Source organism: Methanobacterium veterum (genome assembly GCF_000745485.1).
GTDB classification, from domain to species: Archaea; Methanobacteriota; Methanobacteria; order Methanobacteriales; family Methanobacteriaceae; genus Methanobacterium_D; species Methanobacterium_D veterum.
This window is the reverse complement of sequence record NZ_KN050694.1, coordinates 413,440-432,126: the sequence shown is the minus strand read 5'-3', so window position 1 is coordinate 432,126 and position 18,687 is coordinate 413,440. Positions and strand designations below refer to the sequence as shown.

Here is an 18,687-nt window from a genome sequence, read left to right as displayed (position 1 = left end):
TCTAGAACTCCAGTTTTAAAATTATGATGAAAGTTATTTGAATATAATTATCTCCGATAAATCAAGCACCTTTTTATCATCTTTAGATACAGATTTAAGATTTAAAATACAAAAAGGGCATGAAGTTACAAGAATTTCAGCTTCAACATCTTCTGCATCTTTTATCCTCATTTTGGCTATATTTTCAGTAATTTCTGGAAATGCAGCCCTAACCCCTCCACCTGCACCGCAGCATCTTGATTTTTCCTTATTTCGATCCATTTCAACTAGATTGGTAATATTATCTAGAATTTCTCGAGGAGCATCATATTCTTCAAGATGCCGGCCTAAATGGCATGGGTCATGATATGTAACTGTTTTATCTAAAAATAGGGGTTCAATTTCTCCTTTTTTAATTAAATCATTAAAAAGTTGGGAGGTATGTATAACATCCAGTTCAACACCTAAGATCTCTTTATAATCTTTTTTAAAGGTCTTATAACAGCCAGCACATGAAGTAATTATCTTTTCTTCTCCAATTTCTTTTAATGTATTTTTCATTACTTCTTTTGCATCCTGGGCAAATCCAGTTCTAAGTAAAAAGGACCCACAGCAGGTTTCATTTTCTAATATTTTATAATCAATGCCTGCCTGTTTTAGTATTTTTTCTGTGGCATCTGCTATGTTATTAAGCTTTTCTCTTGCAACGCAGCCTCTAAAGTATATCATTTTACTCACAATGTTCTTAGCATTAATCTTGGTATAAAATCAGTATGGAGATATTATTATATTTTTGTTATTGTATAGTCATTAGGTGATCATTGATTAAATAATTATGGAACCAAAAAAATATTGTAAAGATAAAGATTTTAATTGTTTTTTTAAACATGTTTTAGATTTAAAAACTTTATTTAACAGTGTTATTTAATCAATTAAGGCACTGATTTTTTTAATTAATAAGTTTGTAGGGACTAATTACGTTTTCAGTTAAAAATATCAATAAATTTTAAATTTAAATCCCCTACTATCCTTTTTGAATCAGCTAACTGTTTTTTAATAAGGGCATAATTCTGGGGATTGTCTTCCATAAATTCGGCATATATCTCTCTTTTTAGGAAATCAACTGTAATTATCAATGAATTTTCTATTTCAAATATTTCGGCAAGCCGCTCCTTTTCTCTCATTGATATAACCCCTCCAGTTAAGTTGATAACCTTTTGATAGGCATCATCAAAATTTTCATCTTCAAAAATTCTTTCCATAGGTTTCCCTCTATTAGCGTATTTTTTATTTTATTAAGTTCATTTTCTTTGAAGTTAAAGATATGAAATATTATCATACGTATATTTTATATTTAATCCATTATTTTTTCATATGATAAATTATGAATTATAAATTATTCTTCATAGGATATAATGAAGCCTATACTAAATTAAAAGTATATAAATAAGTTTTAAATGAATATTTTAAAACTTAATTACTGTTTCTATGCACGGGCCTAACAAATAAGAAATTATAGATCATTCCATATGCATATGAGATATGCTGAACTGGCAATAAGACAAAAATTATCAAAGAGTAAATGGTTTTTGTTTTGCAAATAATTTCTGCAAATATCATTACTGCAAATAAGAAATAGAGTATAAATGGAATTAGAATAATCCATCCCGCGGTTAAATATAGGGGTATTAAAAAAATAAGGTATAATACGAATATTAATGATATAAATGGTTTAATTTTAAATAATCTATGTTTCTTTATGGTATTGGTTATATTTATGCCGTAATTTCTCATATTTTTACCAAATTCCACTATTGAATTTGTTTCGCGGTGGTAGACTTCAGCATCTCCAGCATAAATAAAATTGTACCCTGCTTTTTTAAGCCTTAAATTCAATTCATTATCGTCTGAGATGATTAGACTGTCGTCATATCTAAATCTGGATATTATATCTTTTTTGTAAATTGAATTGTAGTTGGGGATACTGTCTAAATATGCAACATTTCTTTTAGAAAAAGCTGGATTTCCTCCAGATGCGATATTTGAGGTTAAAAAATTGTTTATTACCAGTTCTTTTTTATCTTTTGTTGGGGCTACTAGTCTTGGACCGCCGGCGCCTGCAACATCATCTCCACTTTTCTCGATATGCTGGTACAGTATTTTAAGCCAGTTTTTATCTACAATGCAGTCTGCATCTGTATAAGCAATATATTTGGTTGTTTCGCTTGAATTATCAATTACAAGATTTCTTGAAAAACACAGGCCGTAGAAACCGAAATCTTTCTCATTTAAAACTTTATAATTTACATTTGATGTGCTCAAAATATTTTCTGCAACTTCACGTGTTCTGTCAGAAGAATTGCCGTCTACAACAATTATTTCAATTAATGAAGTATCTATATCCTCAAAAATCTTCGATTTTTGGGAGTTAGAAAATACATCATATTTTCTAAAACTCTGGTTTATGATGCCTCTTAAGGTTTCTCCTATATATTTTTCCTCATTTTTGGCAACTATTCCTACCGTTATTAAAATTGACATTTTATTCACTATATTATTGGATATTGTTATTGTACTTTAATTTATATATTAAATCCACTGGGCGGGTAAATATATAATAAGAAGCTTAACTAATTTGTATTGAATTACTTTGCTTATTAATCAACTAAAAAGAGATTGTATTTAAATTATTAAGATATTTTACTGTTGTTAAATAAATTTGACTAACTGCATTGTTTTAAAATATTTTCCATTCTCCTGCTGTAGGCTTCCCAAGAATATTTTTTTGAAACCATTTTTGAAGTTTTAACTGTTCTATTTTTGTATTCATGGTAGTTATCCTTAATTTCCATTATTTTATCAGCTAATTGTGTGATATTTCCAGTTTCTACAACAGGATTATCCTCTGGTAAAATATCTTTTATTCCACATTGATCCGATATTATAGTTGGTATCCCTCCAAGTATTGTTTCCAGCGGGAAAATGCCCCATGGCTCTGCTTCGCAGACAAATAAAGATATATCTGCAATATTATAAAGCTCATATAATTTATCATTTGGAACTGAACCATAAAAAATAGTTTCAATATCATTTTTTGCAGCATATTTTATCATTTCATTTTTCATCTTTTTTGAAACAAAACTGGTTGTATTTCCAACAAAATGTAACCTTACATTTTCTATATTTTCACCGATTAAAGAAAACGCTTTTATTATATCAAAGGGGCGTTTTTGGGGCTGTATAGGTCCTACAAATATGGCATCAAAATAGTCGTTAGTTATATGTTTAACTTCATGATCCAGGTCCGCACCAGAGTAGCTGATGTTCACTTTTTTATCAGGATATCTCATTTTGATGAGCTCTTTTATTCTGTTACTCAATGACAATATTAATTTAGTGCTCCGTGTTAATTTCCTGTCTATTAAACTGTGAACAGAATACATTTTTTTTATATAACTGGAAATATTATGTTGATAAGGCTCATTACATGTCCATACAGTTGGTATGTCTGTATATTTTGATATCCACTGCGCAGGATGATTATGGGCATTTAAAATATCGTGTTCTTTAATTTTTTTGCTTAGTTTCTTAATTAGGCCGTGCCATCTAACTAGGTTATAGCTGTATAATGGACCGGAAATCCACTTTTCATTTAATGAAATAATTTCTATATTTTCAAGTAATGAATTAAAAACACAATTTTCTTTCTTCTCAAATGTATATATTGTAACATCGTGCCCCATTTTATTTAGATAGTAGCTTAATTTACATACCTGTTTTTCTGCACCGCGGGGATAGATTAATTCCGGGTGAACTATTCCAATATCCATAATTTACACCAATTACAATTCATTAATGTTATTAAGTAACTACTAAATATTATTATTTTATTATTATTTATAATTATGCCGGGATAAATCCAGTTAACTTATTAAGAATATTTGAATTAATTGGGAGAAAGAAACAAAAACTAAGTGAATTTAAATGGATATTAACTAATATAACTTTTAATGGAGTTGAATAATTTTATAATGTTTTAAAAATAATAATATCATTGCTCAGATAAATCATAAATAACAGATTTTTACTAAAGTTTAGTAATTTATATGCGATAGAATCAAATTTAATATTTTAATTATAAGTTTATAACTAAATTAAGAAGAGAGATTAAATATGAGTAAAGCCCGTAAAATAGCTAAAAATACTGTATTTTTATTTGTTTCTCAAATTATAAGTTATATACTTGCATTTTTTTATATGATCTATATAGCCCGTTATCTTGGGGCTGATGGTTTTGGAATTTTATCATTTGCACTTGCATTTACGGGTATATTCAGTATACTGGCAGATTTAGGTTTAAACACTTTAACCGTTAGAGAAATAGCGCGGGATAAATCATTAACAGGTAAATACTTCAGCAATGTAGTATTAATCAAGATAATTTTAGCTGCTTTAACATTTGGACTTGTGGCAGTAGTTATAAATTTAATGGGTTATCCTCAGGAAGTTATAAATGTTGTTTACTTTGTTGCGTTGTACAGCATATTAACTTCATTTTATGGAATTTTTAATTCCATATTCCAGGCTTATGAAGAAATAGAATATCAATCAATAGGACAGGTATTAAGCAATGTATTATTATTTGCTGGTGTTCTCATTGGAATATACTATGGATTCAGTGTTTTAGAGTTTGCTTTTATCTTTTTTATATCCAGTGTAATTAGTTTGCTCTATATTTTTCTTGTTTATATCTGGAAATTTCCACCTTACAAAATGCAACTTAACTGGGGTTTTTGGAAATCTGCAGTAAAAGAAGCATTACCATTTGGATTAACAGGAATCTCAGGTATGATATATACGTATATAGACTCGGTTATGCTTTCATTGTTTCAAGGGAATGAGGTAGTAGGCTGGTATAATGCAGCGTACAGGTTGATTCTTGCTTTGTTGTATGTCCCAATTACGATTAATACCACTCTTTTCCCATCAATGTCGCAATTTCATCTGTCTTCACGAGATTCATTGAATTTAATCACTGAAAAGTATTTTAAATTAATGGTTGTAACTGGAATTCCAATGGGGGCAGCTGTCACCATTTTAGCGGATAATATAATAATTTTGATATTTGGTTATGGATATCAACGCTCAATCATTGCTCTGCAGATACTTATATGGACCACAGTTTTTACTTTCATTGGAGCGGCATTTATTAGGTTATTAGAGGCTACAAACAGGCAGTTAATAGTTACCAAGATTTCGGCAGTGTGTGTAGTTGTAAACATTGCACTTAACTTAATTTTAATTCCAACACTTAGTTATGTGGGGGCCAGTATTGCAACAGTAGTGACAGAGGCCATTCTTGTTGGCAGTGTTATTATGATAGGGTATAAATTTGGTTTTGGGGTATCTAAAAATAGAATTATGGAAATACTATTAAAAGTAACAGCCAGTACTCTGGTTATGAGCGTACTCCTTATATATTTCAAGATCATTAATTTGTTAATTTTAGCACCTTTTGCTGTTTTAGCATATCTGGCAGTATTATACTTAATTAATGGAATTGATGATATGGATAGGTACTTATTTAAACAAATCATAAAAAGGAGATAAACAATTAAATTGATTTTGTATAATCTTGAGGTGGAATAATTTTTTCAATAGTTTGCGTTTATAATAATGAAGAAATTTTAAATGATTATTTACTCAAAAGCCTGAATAATCAAACTACTGATTATGAACTGATATTAATTGATAACACTCAAAAAAAGTTTAAATCCGCTGCAGAAGCATTTAATCAGGAAGGTAAGAAAGCAAAAGGTAAATATATAATTTTTACACATCAAGATGTAGATCTATGTTCAAACACGTTTTTAAATGATTTAGAACTAATTTTAGATTCTATATCAAATTTAGGCATTGCAGGAGCCGCAGGAAAATCTAAAGAAAAGGTAATTATAAGTAATATCAAAGAAGGAATACCTCCAAAGTTTTCTGGAAAAATACAAATCGACACACCTGTTAAAGTACAAACACTTGATGAATGTCTTTTTATAATACCAAGAAATGTTTTTGATATGGTTCAATTCGACGAAAAAGTATGTAATGGCTGGCATTTATATGCTGTAGATTATAGTTTAAGCGTTAATGAGGAGGGACTGGATGTTTATGTAGTTCCAGCTCCTATATATCATAAATCTGCAGGAGAATCCTTTTCAAAGGAATATTATGGCATATTAAAAAAATTATTGAATAAACATAAAAAAAACTATAAAATAGTTTATACTACTATGGGAAACTGGGATTCAGAATATCCTTTAATTATACAAAAAATTTTTCAAAGATCGATTTTTTACTGGACAAAGTTTAAAAAGAAATTTTAAAATGGAAGGCATCTTATGAATTATCCTCACGTTTCTATTGTCATTCTTAACTGGAATGGATGGAAAGATACATTAGAGTGTTTAGAATCAGTTTACAAAATTAAGTATCCCAATTATAACATCATTCTCCTTGATAATGCATCAAATGATGAATCTTTAGAAAAGATCAAAGGATATTTAAAGGGTAAAATAAAAGTAAACTCTCCCTTTTTTGATTATAGCGAAAATAAACCAATTAAATTTAAAGAATATCTAAAAGATGAAATAGAATCCCTGAAAGATGAACATTATATGAACAAGGAACTGATTCTTATCGAAAATGATAAAAATTATGGATTTACAGAGGGGAACAATATTGGAATTAGGTATGCTTTAGATATTTTAAATTCAGATTATATTCTGCTTTTAAATAATGATACTGTTGTTGATAATTCTTTTTTAGATGAATTAGTAAAAGTTGCTGAAGATGACTCTCAAATTGGGTTTGTAGGGCCAAAAGTTTATTATTATGATTACAAAGGAAGAAAAGATATTATAAATTTCGCTGGAGGAAAACAGAATTTATGGAAATTCAAACCAAGCCATATTGGTTACAAAGAAATTGATAAAGGACAATATGATGCAAATCAAGAGGTTGATTACATCCATGGATGCTGTTTACTTGCAAAGGCACGAATGCTTAAAGATATAGGCTTATTAGATAAAGAATACGTTTCTTATAGAGAAGAGAATGATTGGGCTATAAGGGGTTATATCAACGGTTGGAAATCGGTTTATGCTTATAAATCAAAAATGTGGCATAAAATAGGTGGTTCCACTAATAGAAACGCAAATTTGTTTGTTGATTATCTAGAAACTAAAAATAGGTTTTTATTTGTTAAAAAGTATAGTAACAACTTGCAAACTTTATCATTCTTATTATATTTCTTTGTTTTTGACTTCTGGCTTATCAGTGCTATTGATTTGATATATTTTAAAAATTTAAGACGTTATAAATCATTTTTAAATGCAACTAAAGATGGAATTAAAATTCTGAGAGCATAACTCTTTAAATTAACCTTTCATAAATCCCTTGTGTTTTTTCTGCTATCTTTTTCCAGGAATATTCTTCAACCTTCTTTTTCCCGTTATTCCCCATTTTTCTAGCGATATCCTCATTTTCAAGTAAAAACAGTAGGGACTCTGCCAGTGATTCTTCATCTTGTGGGTTAACAAGAAGTCCTGTTTCTCTATCAACAACAACATCCGGAATTCCTCCAAGTTTAGAGGATATAACAGGAATACCACAAGCCATAGCTTCTAAATTTACAATTCCAAATGCTTCAGCCATCGTGATTGAAGGAAGGCAGAATATGTCTGCACATTTATAATAAAATGGTTTCAGCCCTTCCTCCACGTATCCTGTAAACATAATATCATTTTTTATACCTAATTCAGCAGCTAATTTTGTAAGTTCTTCCTGCATTTCGCCTCTTCCTGCAAACACAAGTTTTACATCTTTAAAATGACTTTTCACCCTCGAAAATGCTTTTAATAAAATATGAGGGCCCTTATATGCAACAATATTTCCAAAAAACAGTATTATCTTTTTATCATGTGGCAGGCCTAACTTATCCCTACATTCTTCTTTTCCAAGCTTAATATCAAATTCTTCCAGGTTTATTCCATTAGGAATTACTTCAATTTTGTCCCTGTAATCTCCTAAAAACTTAGATTCACCTATATATGACTTTGATGTGGCAATTATTACATCTGCACCATTTAAAACATTTTTAAGGAGAGATCTGTTGTAGATCAGTTGCGCCCAGTTGCGGATTGGATTTCCCCCACTTTCCTGCGCATCGGCGTGGTATGTAACCACAAATGGTACTTTATTTTTTTTTGCATATCGAAGTGCAGAATAGTCAGAATATGGCATGTTATAATGGGCATGAGCAATGTCTATTTTACAGCTTAAAGGTTTATATAAAATTTTAAATGACAAATTAGCGCTTGCAATTTTTAAAAAGGTACTGTATCTGTGTATTAACATATTTTCTGAAGTTTCAAGGGAATCTTTAGAATTAATGGATGTTGTAAAAATCTCGACATCATCTATTTCTGCTATATTGCGCGCTAACTGGTAAGCAGCGATTTCAGTACCTCCATGAGCATATTCTTTGTTATAAGTTGCGTCGTTGACGCGGTTTATGTATGGAAAATGGCTGATGAAGTATCCTATTTTCATAATGTTCTCTCTGGTTGATTAAATCTGTAAAAAATTAGATTTCTAAAAATAAATGAGTTTATTTTGATCTGGTTTTACTCTTTTTGTCTGTTGAGTCTGGATTTGCTGAGTATTCCTCATCTATTTTTTCCTTTAAATCGCCTCTTTGGAGTGCAATTTCTCTTACAAGTAACGTTATTTCTTTATCCATATTTTCTATCATGCCGTACATCTTAAAAATAAGATAGTAACCCACAATAAGCGCTACTATTAGGACTAAATCTAATCCCCTGCCTATTCCTGTCAGACTAGCAAATATGTTTGTTGAATTAGGAAATATAGAGACCCATATAACAATTAACCAAATTAAAATCCAGAGGGAAGCCATCCCTAATGACATTTTACCATTTTTAAGCCTTAAAATTGCAATAATTATGGCAATTATTCCTATAAGTGCTCCTACATCTTGATATATCATTTGTGCACCGCCTGTATATTATTTAAACTTCAATATTATTTTAGAATGCCTATTATTAATTTAGCAAGTATTTTGAGACCTACCATTAAATTTGTACCTTTTGACATGGAGTAATCAGTATAAATGGTTTCGATTTCAACTTCTTCTACTTTTAAGTCATATTTTTTAATTTCACCTATTATTTCCGAAGATACCCCATAACCTCTTGAGGTTATATCTAGAACTTTAGCAGCTTTTCTGTTGAAAGCTCGTAAACCTGATTGAGAGTCATTTACATGAATTCCATAAAAAATACGTGTTATTATGTTCATAACTGTATTTCCAAATTTTTTAGAAGCAGGCATTTCATTAAAATTTCTTGTTCCTATTACAACGTCTGCTCTCTTTTCCATGATTGGTTTGCATACTGGAATTATATCATCTGGATTGTGCTGTCCATCTGCATCGAACGTTACTATTATATCTGCATTCTTTGCCAGAGCTGCTTTTATTCCAGTTTCAAGCGCAGCACCTAATCCTCTATTTATTACATGTCTGTAAATGAACCCATGGTCATAAATGGAATTTTCAGCTATTTTATATGTTTTATCATGAGATCCATCGTCTATAATGACCATGTTTAAATTTCTTTGTTTAAGATCTTCTATAACATTTTTTATAGTCTTACTTTCATTATATGCAGGCATAACCACATATATATTCCAATTATTGGTGGGATTATTGGATTTTTTTAAATTTTGATCCATCTTATCTTCAAAATTATTATTTGAAGGGGATAAATTTTTTATCTGAAGATCATTCAATGTCATTGCAGTTTTCTCCAATGAAAATATTGCCATTTGGTCGTTTTGTTGGTCATAAATATATGATAAAATAATATTATATGCACTAATAAATAAAATGAGCGGTTAATGTAGGTGAAATATTTCCTTTTTCTAGACAATTTTTACATCTTTTAAAAAAAAATAGTAATAAAATTGAACAGTTCACTAATTTATTTGATATTTAATTAATATTGTTAATTTTTTTGGCAAGTTCAGTTACTCTTTTCCCTAAATTTTTTGATGTTTCTACACCATAATCATCATTTTGCGCATCGCCAGCAGCTCCTGCAGCTCCAGCGCCGCCGTAGTGTGCAAGAGGTGCACCATCACCTACAATTATGGCGTCCTGAATAAGCAGGAAATTATGTATGGCCGAACATGTAGTTTCCTGTCCTCCGTTTCTGGACGCTCCCACAGTTATTGCTCCACTGACTTTGTCTTTAAGTTTAAAATCAGCTCGAAGTGGTCTTGATCTATCCATCAATATTTTAAGCTGTGAAGTTACATTTCCAAAGTAAACTGGGCTTCCAATAATTATCCCGTGGGCTTCTTGAAGTTTTGAAAGAATTTTATTCACATCATCATCCTTTGGGCATTCACCTGTTAATTTACATATATCACATGCATTACATGGTTCCATTTTCATATTTCCCAAGTATAAACTTTCAATGTCAGCTCCTGATTCTTCTGCAGCTTCCAATGCTTTTTCAACTAGATATGATGTGTTCCCATTTTTTCGTGGGCTACCTATAATTCCAATAACTTTTACCACTTGTTTGCCTCCAATATACTGTTTTTACTAGTGTGAATCTAGCTTTATTTAATGAATTAAAATAGTAAATTCAATTTTTAATTTTTCAAATATAAATATTATATCATAATAAATATTTTTAAATGTTCATGATTGAATAAAGGGGTATTGTTTAAATTTTATAAATTATTTATTTAATAAATTAAAGTTTTTATACAAATTCAATTTAGATTAATTCAACATAGAATGTACAAAACATTTATACGGAATCTGCACGTTCTAAATTAATTTACTATTATTTAATAAATGAAATTTGGATTACCATGAAAACAAAAAGCGATTATCAAGCATTAACTGCAACAGATGATGCTCTAAAAATTATCAGAGAATGCTTCACAGAAGAACAGAAAGGGGATAAATGCGCTAGAAACAAGACAAAAAGCCTTTTAAAAGAGTATTTTATAGAAACTGCAGATGGATCTTATACATTAAAATCTAACAATGTAAATGACAAGTCTGAGACGATGCATACTCATCACGGGGCAATTTCAGAATCAATGGAGAAATTTGTTAAACCTGCAAAGCTCGAAGGAAAGAAAGAAGTTAAGATAATGGATATATGCAGTGGCCTGGGTTATAATGCTGCTTCATGTATTGAATTTTTAGGTGATGATGTTGATATTGAAATTGATATGATTGAAATATCAAGAGAGACTATTGCATCATCTCTTTTTATTGAGGACCCCATTAAGTCTTATAGCATCATAAAGAGCGCAGTAGAGAATAAATTATATGATGATGGAACCATTGGTTTTAAATTCAATAAAGAGGAGATACCAGATAGAATCAATATTAATATATATTTGAGTGATGCCAGATATGTAATTAAAGGAATTGATAAGAAATATGATGCGGTATTTCTGGATCCATTTTCACCACTCAAATCCCCTGAACTATATACCCTCGATTTTTTCTTTATTTTAAAAAATATACTTAAAGATGATGGTATTATCCTTACTTATACCTCTGCATCACCTGTTAGGTCTGCAATGGTTCATGCAGGGCTTTATGTAGGTGAAGGCCCATTATTTGGGCGGAAAAGCGGGGGGACAATGGCATCTAAAGTTCCTGAAGTAATCGAAAAATCACTCCCAGATAATGATGAGCGAATGATAGCACTCAGTGATGCAGGGGTCCCGTTTAGGGATCCGGAACTAAATGCATCTAGTGATGAAATAAGAAAGAAAAGAGAAGATGAACGGAAGTCTGTAAGGGGAATAAAAAAATTTGCATCGACAGTGAAAACCCCTGTATATTTGGGTAAGGATGTAAATGATCCGCGGCTTGAAAGGAGACTTCTTAGAAATATTAATACACTTGGAATTGCTGATTTAAAATCAAAAAAAGCAAAGTATATCATTTGCCCTCAATTTGACCAATGTATCTGCGGATGCCGAGTTCCAAGATTAGATAATTCATATAGTCGGATAAATGAAATGTCAACTAGATTATCAAAGGTAATAGAAGAAAAAGTGTAAAATATATAGAAATTAAATTAATTTTTGAAGGTCTTATTGATGTTTTTTGATTAAGTATAAATGATTTTAGAGAATTTCTAAAAACACTTAAAAGGGATATATGATATAAATTTTATGATAATTAATGATATCAAAACAGGTTTAAGGAATGTGTTTTTTAATATAAATGTCTGAAATCAATGATTAGAAATCATTCGAAAATAAAAAATAATTATGATTATATCAAAGTAAAGTTAATAGAAATTCTCTTAAAATTAGATTAATGAGTCTCTACTTTAAAAAGATAACAATCCTATTGTTATAAATTAAATTTTGATGAAATTCATTAAATAATTAAATTAATTTATTAAGTCTAAAAGATGTAATTTAGGCTCTGTAGAAAAGATTGAAAAAAAATCAGATAATTGTGATGTCAGGTATGATGTTTATTATAACTACATAAAATTTAAGAATGATTATACAATTATATGATGATCTTTACAGAGCCTAAATTAAAAATATAATGATTATATGTGGAAAATTGAACTTCTTTGAATAAATAGTTTAATTGAACAATTAAATTTACAATTTAAAAGATATATTTAATAATGTAATGATATGGGTGAAAAATTGAACTTTGAAATTAAATATAAAGATGCAATGGGTAGAATTGGTATACTGAAGACTCCCCATGGAAATGTGAAAACACCAGCTTTGATGCCTGTAATCCATCCTGGAAAACAAACCATCGATGTTAAAAAGTATGGGGCAGACATCGTCATAACTAACTCTTATATAATTTATAAAAATGAAGAATTGAAGAAAAAAGCTCTTGAAGAAGGTATACACAATTTGATAAACTTTGATGGTCCAATAGTTACAGATTCCGGTTCTTTTCAGCTTTCAGTGTATGGAGACATTGATGTAACTAATAAGGAAATAATCGAGTTTCAAGAGAAAATAGGTACGGATATTGGTACATCTCTTGATATTCCAACACCTCCATATGTAAAGAGGGAAAGGGCCGAAAAAGAACTTGAAATAACTCTTGAAAGGGCAAAAGAAGCGTTAGATGCAAGAGAAAATTTAATGCTGAATTCTGTAGTGCAGGGCTCTACATTCCCTAATTTAAGGGCAAAGTGTGCAGAAGCAATTGGCCAGATGGATTTTGAAGTCTATCCAATAGGGGCTGTAGTTCCTTTACTTGAAAATTATAAATACAAAGATGTTGTGGATATTGTAATGGCTTCAGTAGCTAATTTGCCTCCATCAAGACCAAGACACCTTATGGGTGCTGGCCATCCTATGGTATTTGCTCTAGCTGTTGCTATGGGATGTGATTTGTTTGATTCAGCTGCTTATATTCTCTATGCCCAGGATGATCGCCTGATGATGCCTAATGGAACTTATAAATTACAGGATCTTTCGGAGATGCCGTGTTCATGTGAAGTATGCACTAAATATACTCCTAATGATTTAAGAAGTATGAAAAAAGAACAGAGGATGAAACTAATTGCACAGCATAACCTTCATGTGAGTTTTGCAGAAATTAGAAAAATAAGGCAGGCTATTATCGATGGAAGTTTACTTGAATTAGTTGAGCAGAGATGTAGGGCTCACCCTTATCTTTTAGATGCGCTGCGAAACCTTAAAAATTACACGGAATTAATGGAAGAGTACGATCCTGAGTATAAAAATTCTGCATTTTTCTACAGCGGTCCAGAATCATTGGATAGGCCTGAGATATTCCGGCACTTGAACCGCCTTTCAAGGCTCCCTCAAAAAAATAGAGTTCTTTTACTGCCCTCATTTAAGAAACCATACTCCAAAAATATTCAGAATATTTTAACCAATTTTGGCAGGGATGAACCTGATTTAGAGAGACTTGGAAATTTCTACAAGATTAAGAACTTAAAGACTGAAAATAACTTAGATATAGATGAACCATTACAGGCTACTGTTGTAGATGTTCCTTTTGGGGTTATTCCCCTTGAAATTGATGAGATTTATCCTTTAGCTCAAAATGAGTCTCCAAGTTTATTAGATGAAGATTCCAAAAAATTCGTTAAAAATATTATAAATGAGTATATAAATAATTTCAATGAAGTTATAATCAGTGAAAGCCTTATCAAAAGGTTTGATCTTGATTTTCAACTTGAAAATTTCAATATTGATGAATTGAGGTTGCAATTTGATGATAAAGAAAAAATAAAATATATTGCAGATTATCAATTTAGCACTGGTGCTGGGGAAGCTCTATTTGGTACTGATGTAAGTATAGTTAAAAGTAGAAAAACTGGCAAAATAAGACATGTTTATGACGGCGAAGATCTGATTGCAACGCTTCGTGCTAGCGATGGGATATTCGTTTTAAGTATGCTTGGAGCAAAGAGACTTCATGAGTTTCTTGAATACCCTAAAAGTAGAGTGGTTGTAAACAGTGATTCTGAACCATTTGCAAGGGAAGGAAAAAGTATATTTGCTAAATTTGTTATAGACATTGATATAAATATTAGAGCGAATGAAGAAGTATTAATTGTAAATGAAAATGATGATTTACTGGCTTTTGGTAAGTCAATTTTAAACGCTCATGAAATAAAAGATTTAAAAACTGGTCAAGCTGTAAAGACAAGAAAAGGAGGTAAATTATGATACCGGGTGCAGGGATGAACCCAAAACAACTTAAACAAATGCAAAGAGCTATGAAACAAATGGGCATGGACATGAAGGATGTTAAAGGTGCCACAGAAGTCATAATAAAGTTTAAAGATAAAGAAATCGTGATTAATAACCCCAAGGTTAATTTAATGGATTTTATGGGGCAGAAAACATACCAGATAACTGGTAAACCTAAAGAGAGAAAATTTGAAGCAGAATTAGAAATTCCTGAAGAGGATGTAGAACTTGTATCTGCTCAAACAGGTGCAAGTAAAGAAGATGCTATTAAAGCATTGAAAGATACGGATGGAGATCTTGCAGAAGCAATTATGAGGTTAAGTTAGATGGCATTTATTGCTCACCTATCAGATATGCATATCGGTGCAATCAATTTCAAAGAGGAGCTTTTACTCCGGGCCATAAATAAAGTTAATGACCTCAATCCAAATTTAGTGATTGTAACTGGAGATATAACCAACAATGGTTATTATGCAGAATTTGAAAGAGCAGCAGAGTTCATGGAACTTTTTGAAAGTCCACTGCTTGTAGTTCCTGGAAATCACGATGCACGGCATATAGGGAACGAATGTTTTGAGGAACTTATAAAAAAGCAGTGTGGTACTTTAAATGTTAAAACTCCTGAAATTAGTGCTATAGGATTAGATAGCAGCGAGCCAGATATAGATTATGGGAAAATAGGTAGAGCACAGCAAGCTTCAATGGAAGCAGAACTTAAAAGCGCTGGAGAAAATAATTTATATAAGATAATAGCTCTTCACCACCATATAATCCCCGTCCCAAAAACTGGGCGTGAAAGGAACGTATTAACTGATGCAGGAGATATTTTAAAATCTATAATTGATGGAGAGGCAGATATCGTATTATCTGGACATAAACACGTGCCTTATGTATGGTTCGTAGGCAATACAACATTTGTTACTGCTGGAACAGTTTCTTCGCTTAAACTTCGAGGAAAAGATGTTTGTTCTTTTAATACAATTGATATTAAACCAGATACTGTTGAAGTAGTCTTAAATCAGGCAGATGGAAAATCTAAGTGTCTTGCAAAATTTGAAAATAGATGTAAGGTGATTGATTGAAAGTAATTATTGATGCATCCAACGTAGCTCACTTTGGAAAAGGAAAAGACGGACAGCCAAGTCTTAATAACATATTAAATGCAATTGAAGCGTTGAAAGGATTAGGTTATGAACCATTTGCCATAGCGGATGCACCCCTTAGACATGAAATAGACAACAAGGAAGAATTCAACAAGCTTCTTGAAGAAGAAAAAGTTCAACAGGTCCCATCTGGTACAACGGCAGATCATTTTATTTTAAAAATTGCATATGAAGAAAATGCAAAAATATTATCAAATGATATGTTTAGAGATTATAACGACGAATTTAAAGATATTGCTAGTAGAAGAATTCCTTATGGTATTAAAAATGGTGAAATCTCCATTGGAACATCTTCTAAGCCTAAAAAAGTTAAAAATATACTGCAAAAAATATGTACATATTCCCTTAACGAATTTGAAAGAAAGGGATTAGATGCGTATAAAGTTAAAAAAAGTAAGAAAATAAGTGGTATTGCAATTGCAAAAGAAGCAATTGATAGGATAACTAAAACGCGGGAAAATGCACTGGACTCTAAAATAGAAGATATATTCCAGAAGATTCCTCTCTTTGGTAAAGTAATGAACCTGGTTGAAGAGGCTGAATCAACGAGCGACTTCATTATTTTTGTTCTTGTAAGCCCAAGGGACTATAAAGATGCTGTTAGATATGCGGGAAATATTGCAGTTACTGTTGGAGATAGACTTAAACTTGAACACGCACCCCTTGTTGCTGTAAGAAATGATCTTTTCACAAAACCGGGTAGTTTTGAGCTTAATATTCTTTATTCTGATGAGGTAGTTGAGGAATCCAAATATAATATAAATATAACCATTAATGATCACGATTACTCATTTGTAAAGAAAAACTCTAGAAATATTGCAAGTACAGTGGCTGCAAGGATTGGAACATGGAAATTTCCTATTGTATCCGTTAAACCAAGTATGTTAATGGAAAAACCAGGACAATTTGAAATTGTTTTAGAAAAAGGAGAAAGTAAAGGGTAGTAATATCTAACGAAATCTCATTTCGCTCTATAAGGAGGAAAAAGTTAAATGGTCATGGATTATCTAATGAGAGGACTTTTTGGACTTTTTATAAAGGCCAAGGTCTTAAGCATAGGCACAAAATATTACCCAACCAACGACAGGGAAAGAGAATACGTAGAGATGATAAATTACACTAAAACGATGCTATTGGAACTTGATCGTGCACATATTACAACTCAAAATATTTTCCATAACCTTGTTAAAGAAATAGGTACAGCAAACATCCCTGAAGGTAGAAAATTCATAGAATTAAAGCCTGCAGAAAATAAAGTTGATGAGTATGCCCTTTTAAGTAATATAATTATGGGTAGTGATCGGTATCTGTATGTAGAGGTCTTTGAAAAAGATCCGATTATTAAGGAATTTGTAAACATCATTGAAAAGGAAAGGGGTACAATTGTTGAGGAAAGCAGTACTGAGATTGTAGCAAGGATGCTTTCTAAAAATGATGCAATAAGAGTAGGAATTGAAATTATAAGCCGCGGTTTAGAAAAAGATATTCACGTAAGGGCTGCATCAGGTATGACTGGAGCAGCATCTATTGAAAGGGCTATTAATTTAAACAAACAGATTGGTGAATCATCAGGAGTAGGGTTTACCAAATTAGGGGGAGAATATGCAATTGTATTTTCAGGTAAAACTGGAAAATTAAAGGGTGCCCCTGCAGTTTATGATAATTATCTATTTATTGATATGATAGATTCCACTAAATTTATATCAGAAAATGGGCGTGACAAACTCGTTGAAATAATGACAGATATTAAAAATTTCATCGAGAATGAATGTAATGGAAAAATTGAAGGATATAGGGAAGGAGGGGATGATTTTGTCGCTAATTTCCCAACAAAGCATGCAGCATTACAGGCAGGTATTGATTCTGCATGGCATGCTTTAAATCATGGAGCAATGCTAAGGGCAGGTATAGGAAAAAGCAGAAGGGAATCTGGAGAAAGGGCTCAAATAGCTGATGAAGTTAAAATATGGAATAACAGCCCAGTTATGGTTTTTGATATTGCAGATGGAACATACGCATATTATATTCCTTCAGAATTCTCAAGGTCTATCCTGGATTTCTTAATGCATGGGAAATCTAAAGCTGTAATAATATTTATCTTCGTGTTTATAGCTACATTCATAGGATGGAGCATTGGATACTGGGAATTTGGTATCGTGTCAATATTCCTCGCTCTTTTATATGCAATTGCAACATAGTTTGATCTAGCAAAGATCTAGACACAGAGATTAAGTTAAACCATTATATTTATTAATTAAAACTTACAATAGAAAACTAGAGTGGTATTATGAAGCCAGAAACTGAAGCAAAAGCCATTATCGGACTGATTATAGCATTAATCGCTTTTGGATTTGGATCAGGAGCAGGAATAGTAATGGGTTTGGATCAAAACAATACCCAAAACACTACACAGGTCTCAACCAATCAGGATATACAGGTCCCATCCACAAAAAATGTTAACATCAATACAGAACCTAAAACCAGCGTAAATAGCACAGATGAAAATTCAGAATCTACTTATAAGGATAATAGTGGTAGTAGCGGAAGCACCAGTGGTAGCAAGGGTAGTAACAGCGGAAGCACTAACAGTGGAAACAGTGGAACCACAGAAAACGGCGGTAGTAGCAGTGGCACCGGCGGAGACAATGATGATGACGGTACTGGCGATAATCAATAGTATAAAAATATTTCAGTGATTAAATCACTATTTTCT

18 protein-coding genes are annotated in these 18,687 nt (G+C 31.4%); 10 read left to right on the top strand and 8 right to left on the bottom strand.

What is annotated here, in order from left to right; genetic code table 11:
* Positions 1-33: 33 nt before the first annotated feature.
* The 4 genes from EJ01_RS15925 to EJ01_RS15910 form a co-directional block, all read right to left on the bottom strand.
* Positions 34-708, bottom strand: coding sequence for a (Fe-S)-binding protein (locus EJ01_RS15925; protein ID WP_048082693.1), 675 nt, complete (start codon positions 706-708; stop codon positions 34-36).
* Positions 709-962: 254 nt separating this feature from the next.
* On the bottom strand, positions 963-1,241 hold the full coding sequence (locus EJ01_RS15920; RefSeq protein ID WP_048082692.1) for a hypothetical protein: 279 nt from the start codon (positions 1,239-1,241) through the stop codon (positions 963-965).
* Positions 1,242-1,452: 211 nt separating this feature from the next.
* Positions 1,453-2,520, bottom strand: coding sequence for a glycosyltransferase (locus tag EJ01_RS15915; RefSeq protein WP_048082691.1), 1,068 nt, complete (start codon positions 2,518-2,520; stop codon positions 1,453-1,455).
* A 182-nt stretch (positions 2,521-2,702) separates the two neighbouring features.
* Positions 2,703-3,809, bottom strand: coding sequence for a glycosyltransferase family 4 protein (locus tag EJ01_RS15910; protein WP_048082690.1), 1,107 nt, complete (start codon positions 3,807-3,809; stop codon positions 2,703-2,705).
* A gap of 343 nt (positions 3,810-4,152) precedes the next feature.
* On the opposite strand from EJ01_RS15910, the gene EJ01_RS15905 reads away from it, so the two are divergent.
* The 3 genes from EJ01_RS15905 to EJ01_RS15895 are packed head-to-tail and all read left to right on the top strand — an operon-like array spanning position 4,153 to position 7,403.
* Entirely contained in the window at positions 4,153-5,589 is a 1,437-nt protein-coding gene (locus EJ01_RS15905) for a flippase (protein ID WP_048082689.1), read from the top strand.
* Between the two features lie 35 nt (positions 5,590-5,624).
* A complete protein-coding gene (locus EJ01_RS15900) occupies positions 5,625-6,359 on the top strand; it encodes a glycosyltransferase (protein ID WP_331275711.1) in 735 nt (244 codons plus the stop codon).
* Between the two features lie 15 nt (positions 6,360-6,374).
* Positions 6,375-7,403 carry a glycosyltransferase family 2 protein gene (locus tag EJ01_RS15895; RefSeq protein ID WP_048082687.1) on the top strand — a complete coding sequence of 343 codons (1,029 nt, stop codon included), beginning with the start codon at positions 6,375-6,377 and terminating at the stop codon, positions 7,401-7,403.
* Positions 7,404-7,407: 4 nt separating this feature from the next.
* Here EJ01_RS15895 and EJ01_RS15890 read toward each other — a convergent pair whose 3' ends face one another.
* From EJ01_RS15890 to EJ01_RS15875, 4 genes are all read right to left on the bottom strand, one after another.
* Entirely contained in the window at positions 7,408-8,586 is a 1,179-nt protein-coding gene (locus EJ01_RS15890; protein WP_048082686.1) for a glycosyltransferase family 4 protein, read from the bottom strand.
* 58 nt (positions 8,587-8,644) lie between these two features.
* Entirely contained in the window at positions 8,645-9,043 is a 399-nt protein-coding gene (locus tag EJ01_RS15885; RefSeq protein WP_048082685.1) for a DUF2304 domain-containing protein, read from the bottom strand.
* Between the two features lie 35 nt (positions 9,044-9,078).
* Positions 9,079-9,852, bottom strand: coding sequence for a glycosyltransferase family 2 protein (locus EJ01_RS15880; RefSeq protein WP_331275705.1), 774 nt, complete (start codon positions 9,850-9,852; stop codon positions 9,079-9,081).
* Positions 9,853-10,048: 196 nt separating this feature from the next.
* On the bottom strand, positions 10,049-10,639 hold the full coding sequence (locus EJ01_RS15875) for a flavodoxin family protein (RefSeq protein WP_048082684.1): 591 nt from the start codon (positions 10,637-10,639) through the stop codon (positions 10,049-10,051).
* A 302-nt stretch (positions 10,640-10,941) separates the two neighbouring features.
* Between EJ01_RS15875 and EJ01_RS15870 the strand changes: the two genes are divergently transcribed.
* From EJ01_RS15870 to EJ01_RS15840, 7 genes are all read left to right on the top strand, one after another.
* Positions 10,942-12,156 carry an MnmC family methyltransferase gene (locus tag EJ01_RS15870; RefSeq protein WP_048082683.1) on the top strand — a complete coding sequence of 405 codons (1,215 nt, stop codon included), beginning with the start codon at positions 10,942-10,944 and terminating at the stop codon, positions 12,154-12,156.
* Between the two features lie 639 nt (positions 12,157-12,795).
* Positions 12,796-14,787: a tRNA guanosine(15) transglycosylase TgtA gene (gene tgtA / locus EJ01_RS15865; protein ID WP_245611246.1), complete on the top strand. Its 1,992-nt coding sequence runs from the start codon at positions 12,796-12,798 to the stop codon at positions 14,785-14,787.
* The gene (locus EJ01_RS15860) at positions 14,784-15,137 is read left to right on the top strand and encodes a nascent polypeptide-associated complex protein (protein ID WP_048082681.1); all 354 of its coding nucleotides are present in this window, start codon (positions 14,784-14,786) and stop codon (positions 15,135-15,137) included. Before tgtA ends, EJ01_RS15860 begins: the two co-directional genes overlap by 4 nt.
* A complete protein-coding gene (locus EJ01_RS15855; protein ID WP_048082680.1) occupies positions 15,138-15,893 on the top strand; it encodes a metallophosphoesterase family protein in 756 nt (251 codons plus the stop codon).
* Positions 15,890-16,918: an NYN domain-containing protein gene (locus EJ01_RS15850; RefSeq protein ID WP_048082679.1), complete on the top strand. Its 1,029-nt coding sequence runs from the start codon at positions 15,890-15,892 to the stop codon at positions 16,916-16,918. Before EJ01_RS15855 ends, EJ01_RS15850 begins: the two co-directional genes overlap by 4 nt.
* A gap of 48 nt (positions 16,919-16,966) precedes the next feature.
* The gene (locus EJ01_RS15845; RefSeq protein ID WP_048082678.1) at positions 16,967-18,172 is read left to right on the top strand and encodes a hypothetical protein; all 1,206 of its coding nucleotides are present in this window, start codon (positions 16,967-16,969) and stop codon (positions 18,170-18,172) included.
* Between the two features lie 89 nt (positions 18,173-18,261).
* Positions 18,262-18,651 carry a hypothetical protein gene (locus EJ01_RS15840; protein WP_048082677.1) on the top strand — a complete coding sequence of 130 codons (390 nt, stop codon included), beginning with the start codon at positions 18,262-18,264 and terminating at the stop codon, positions 18,649-18,651.
* Positions 18,652-18,687 lie beyond the last annotated feature (36 nt).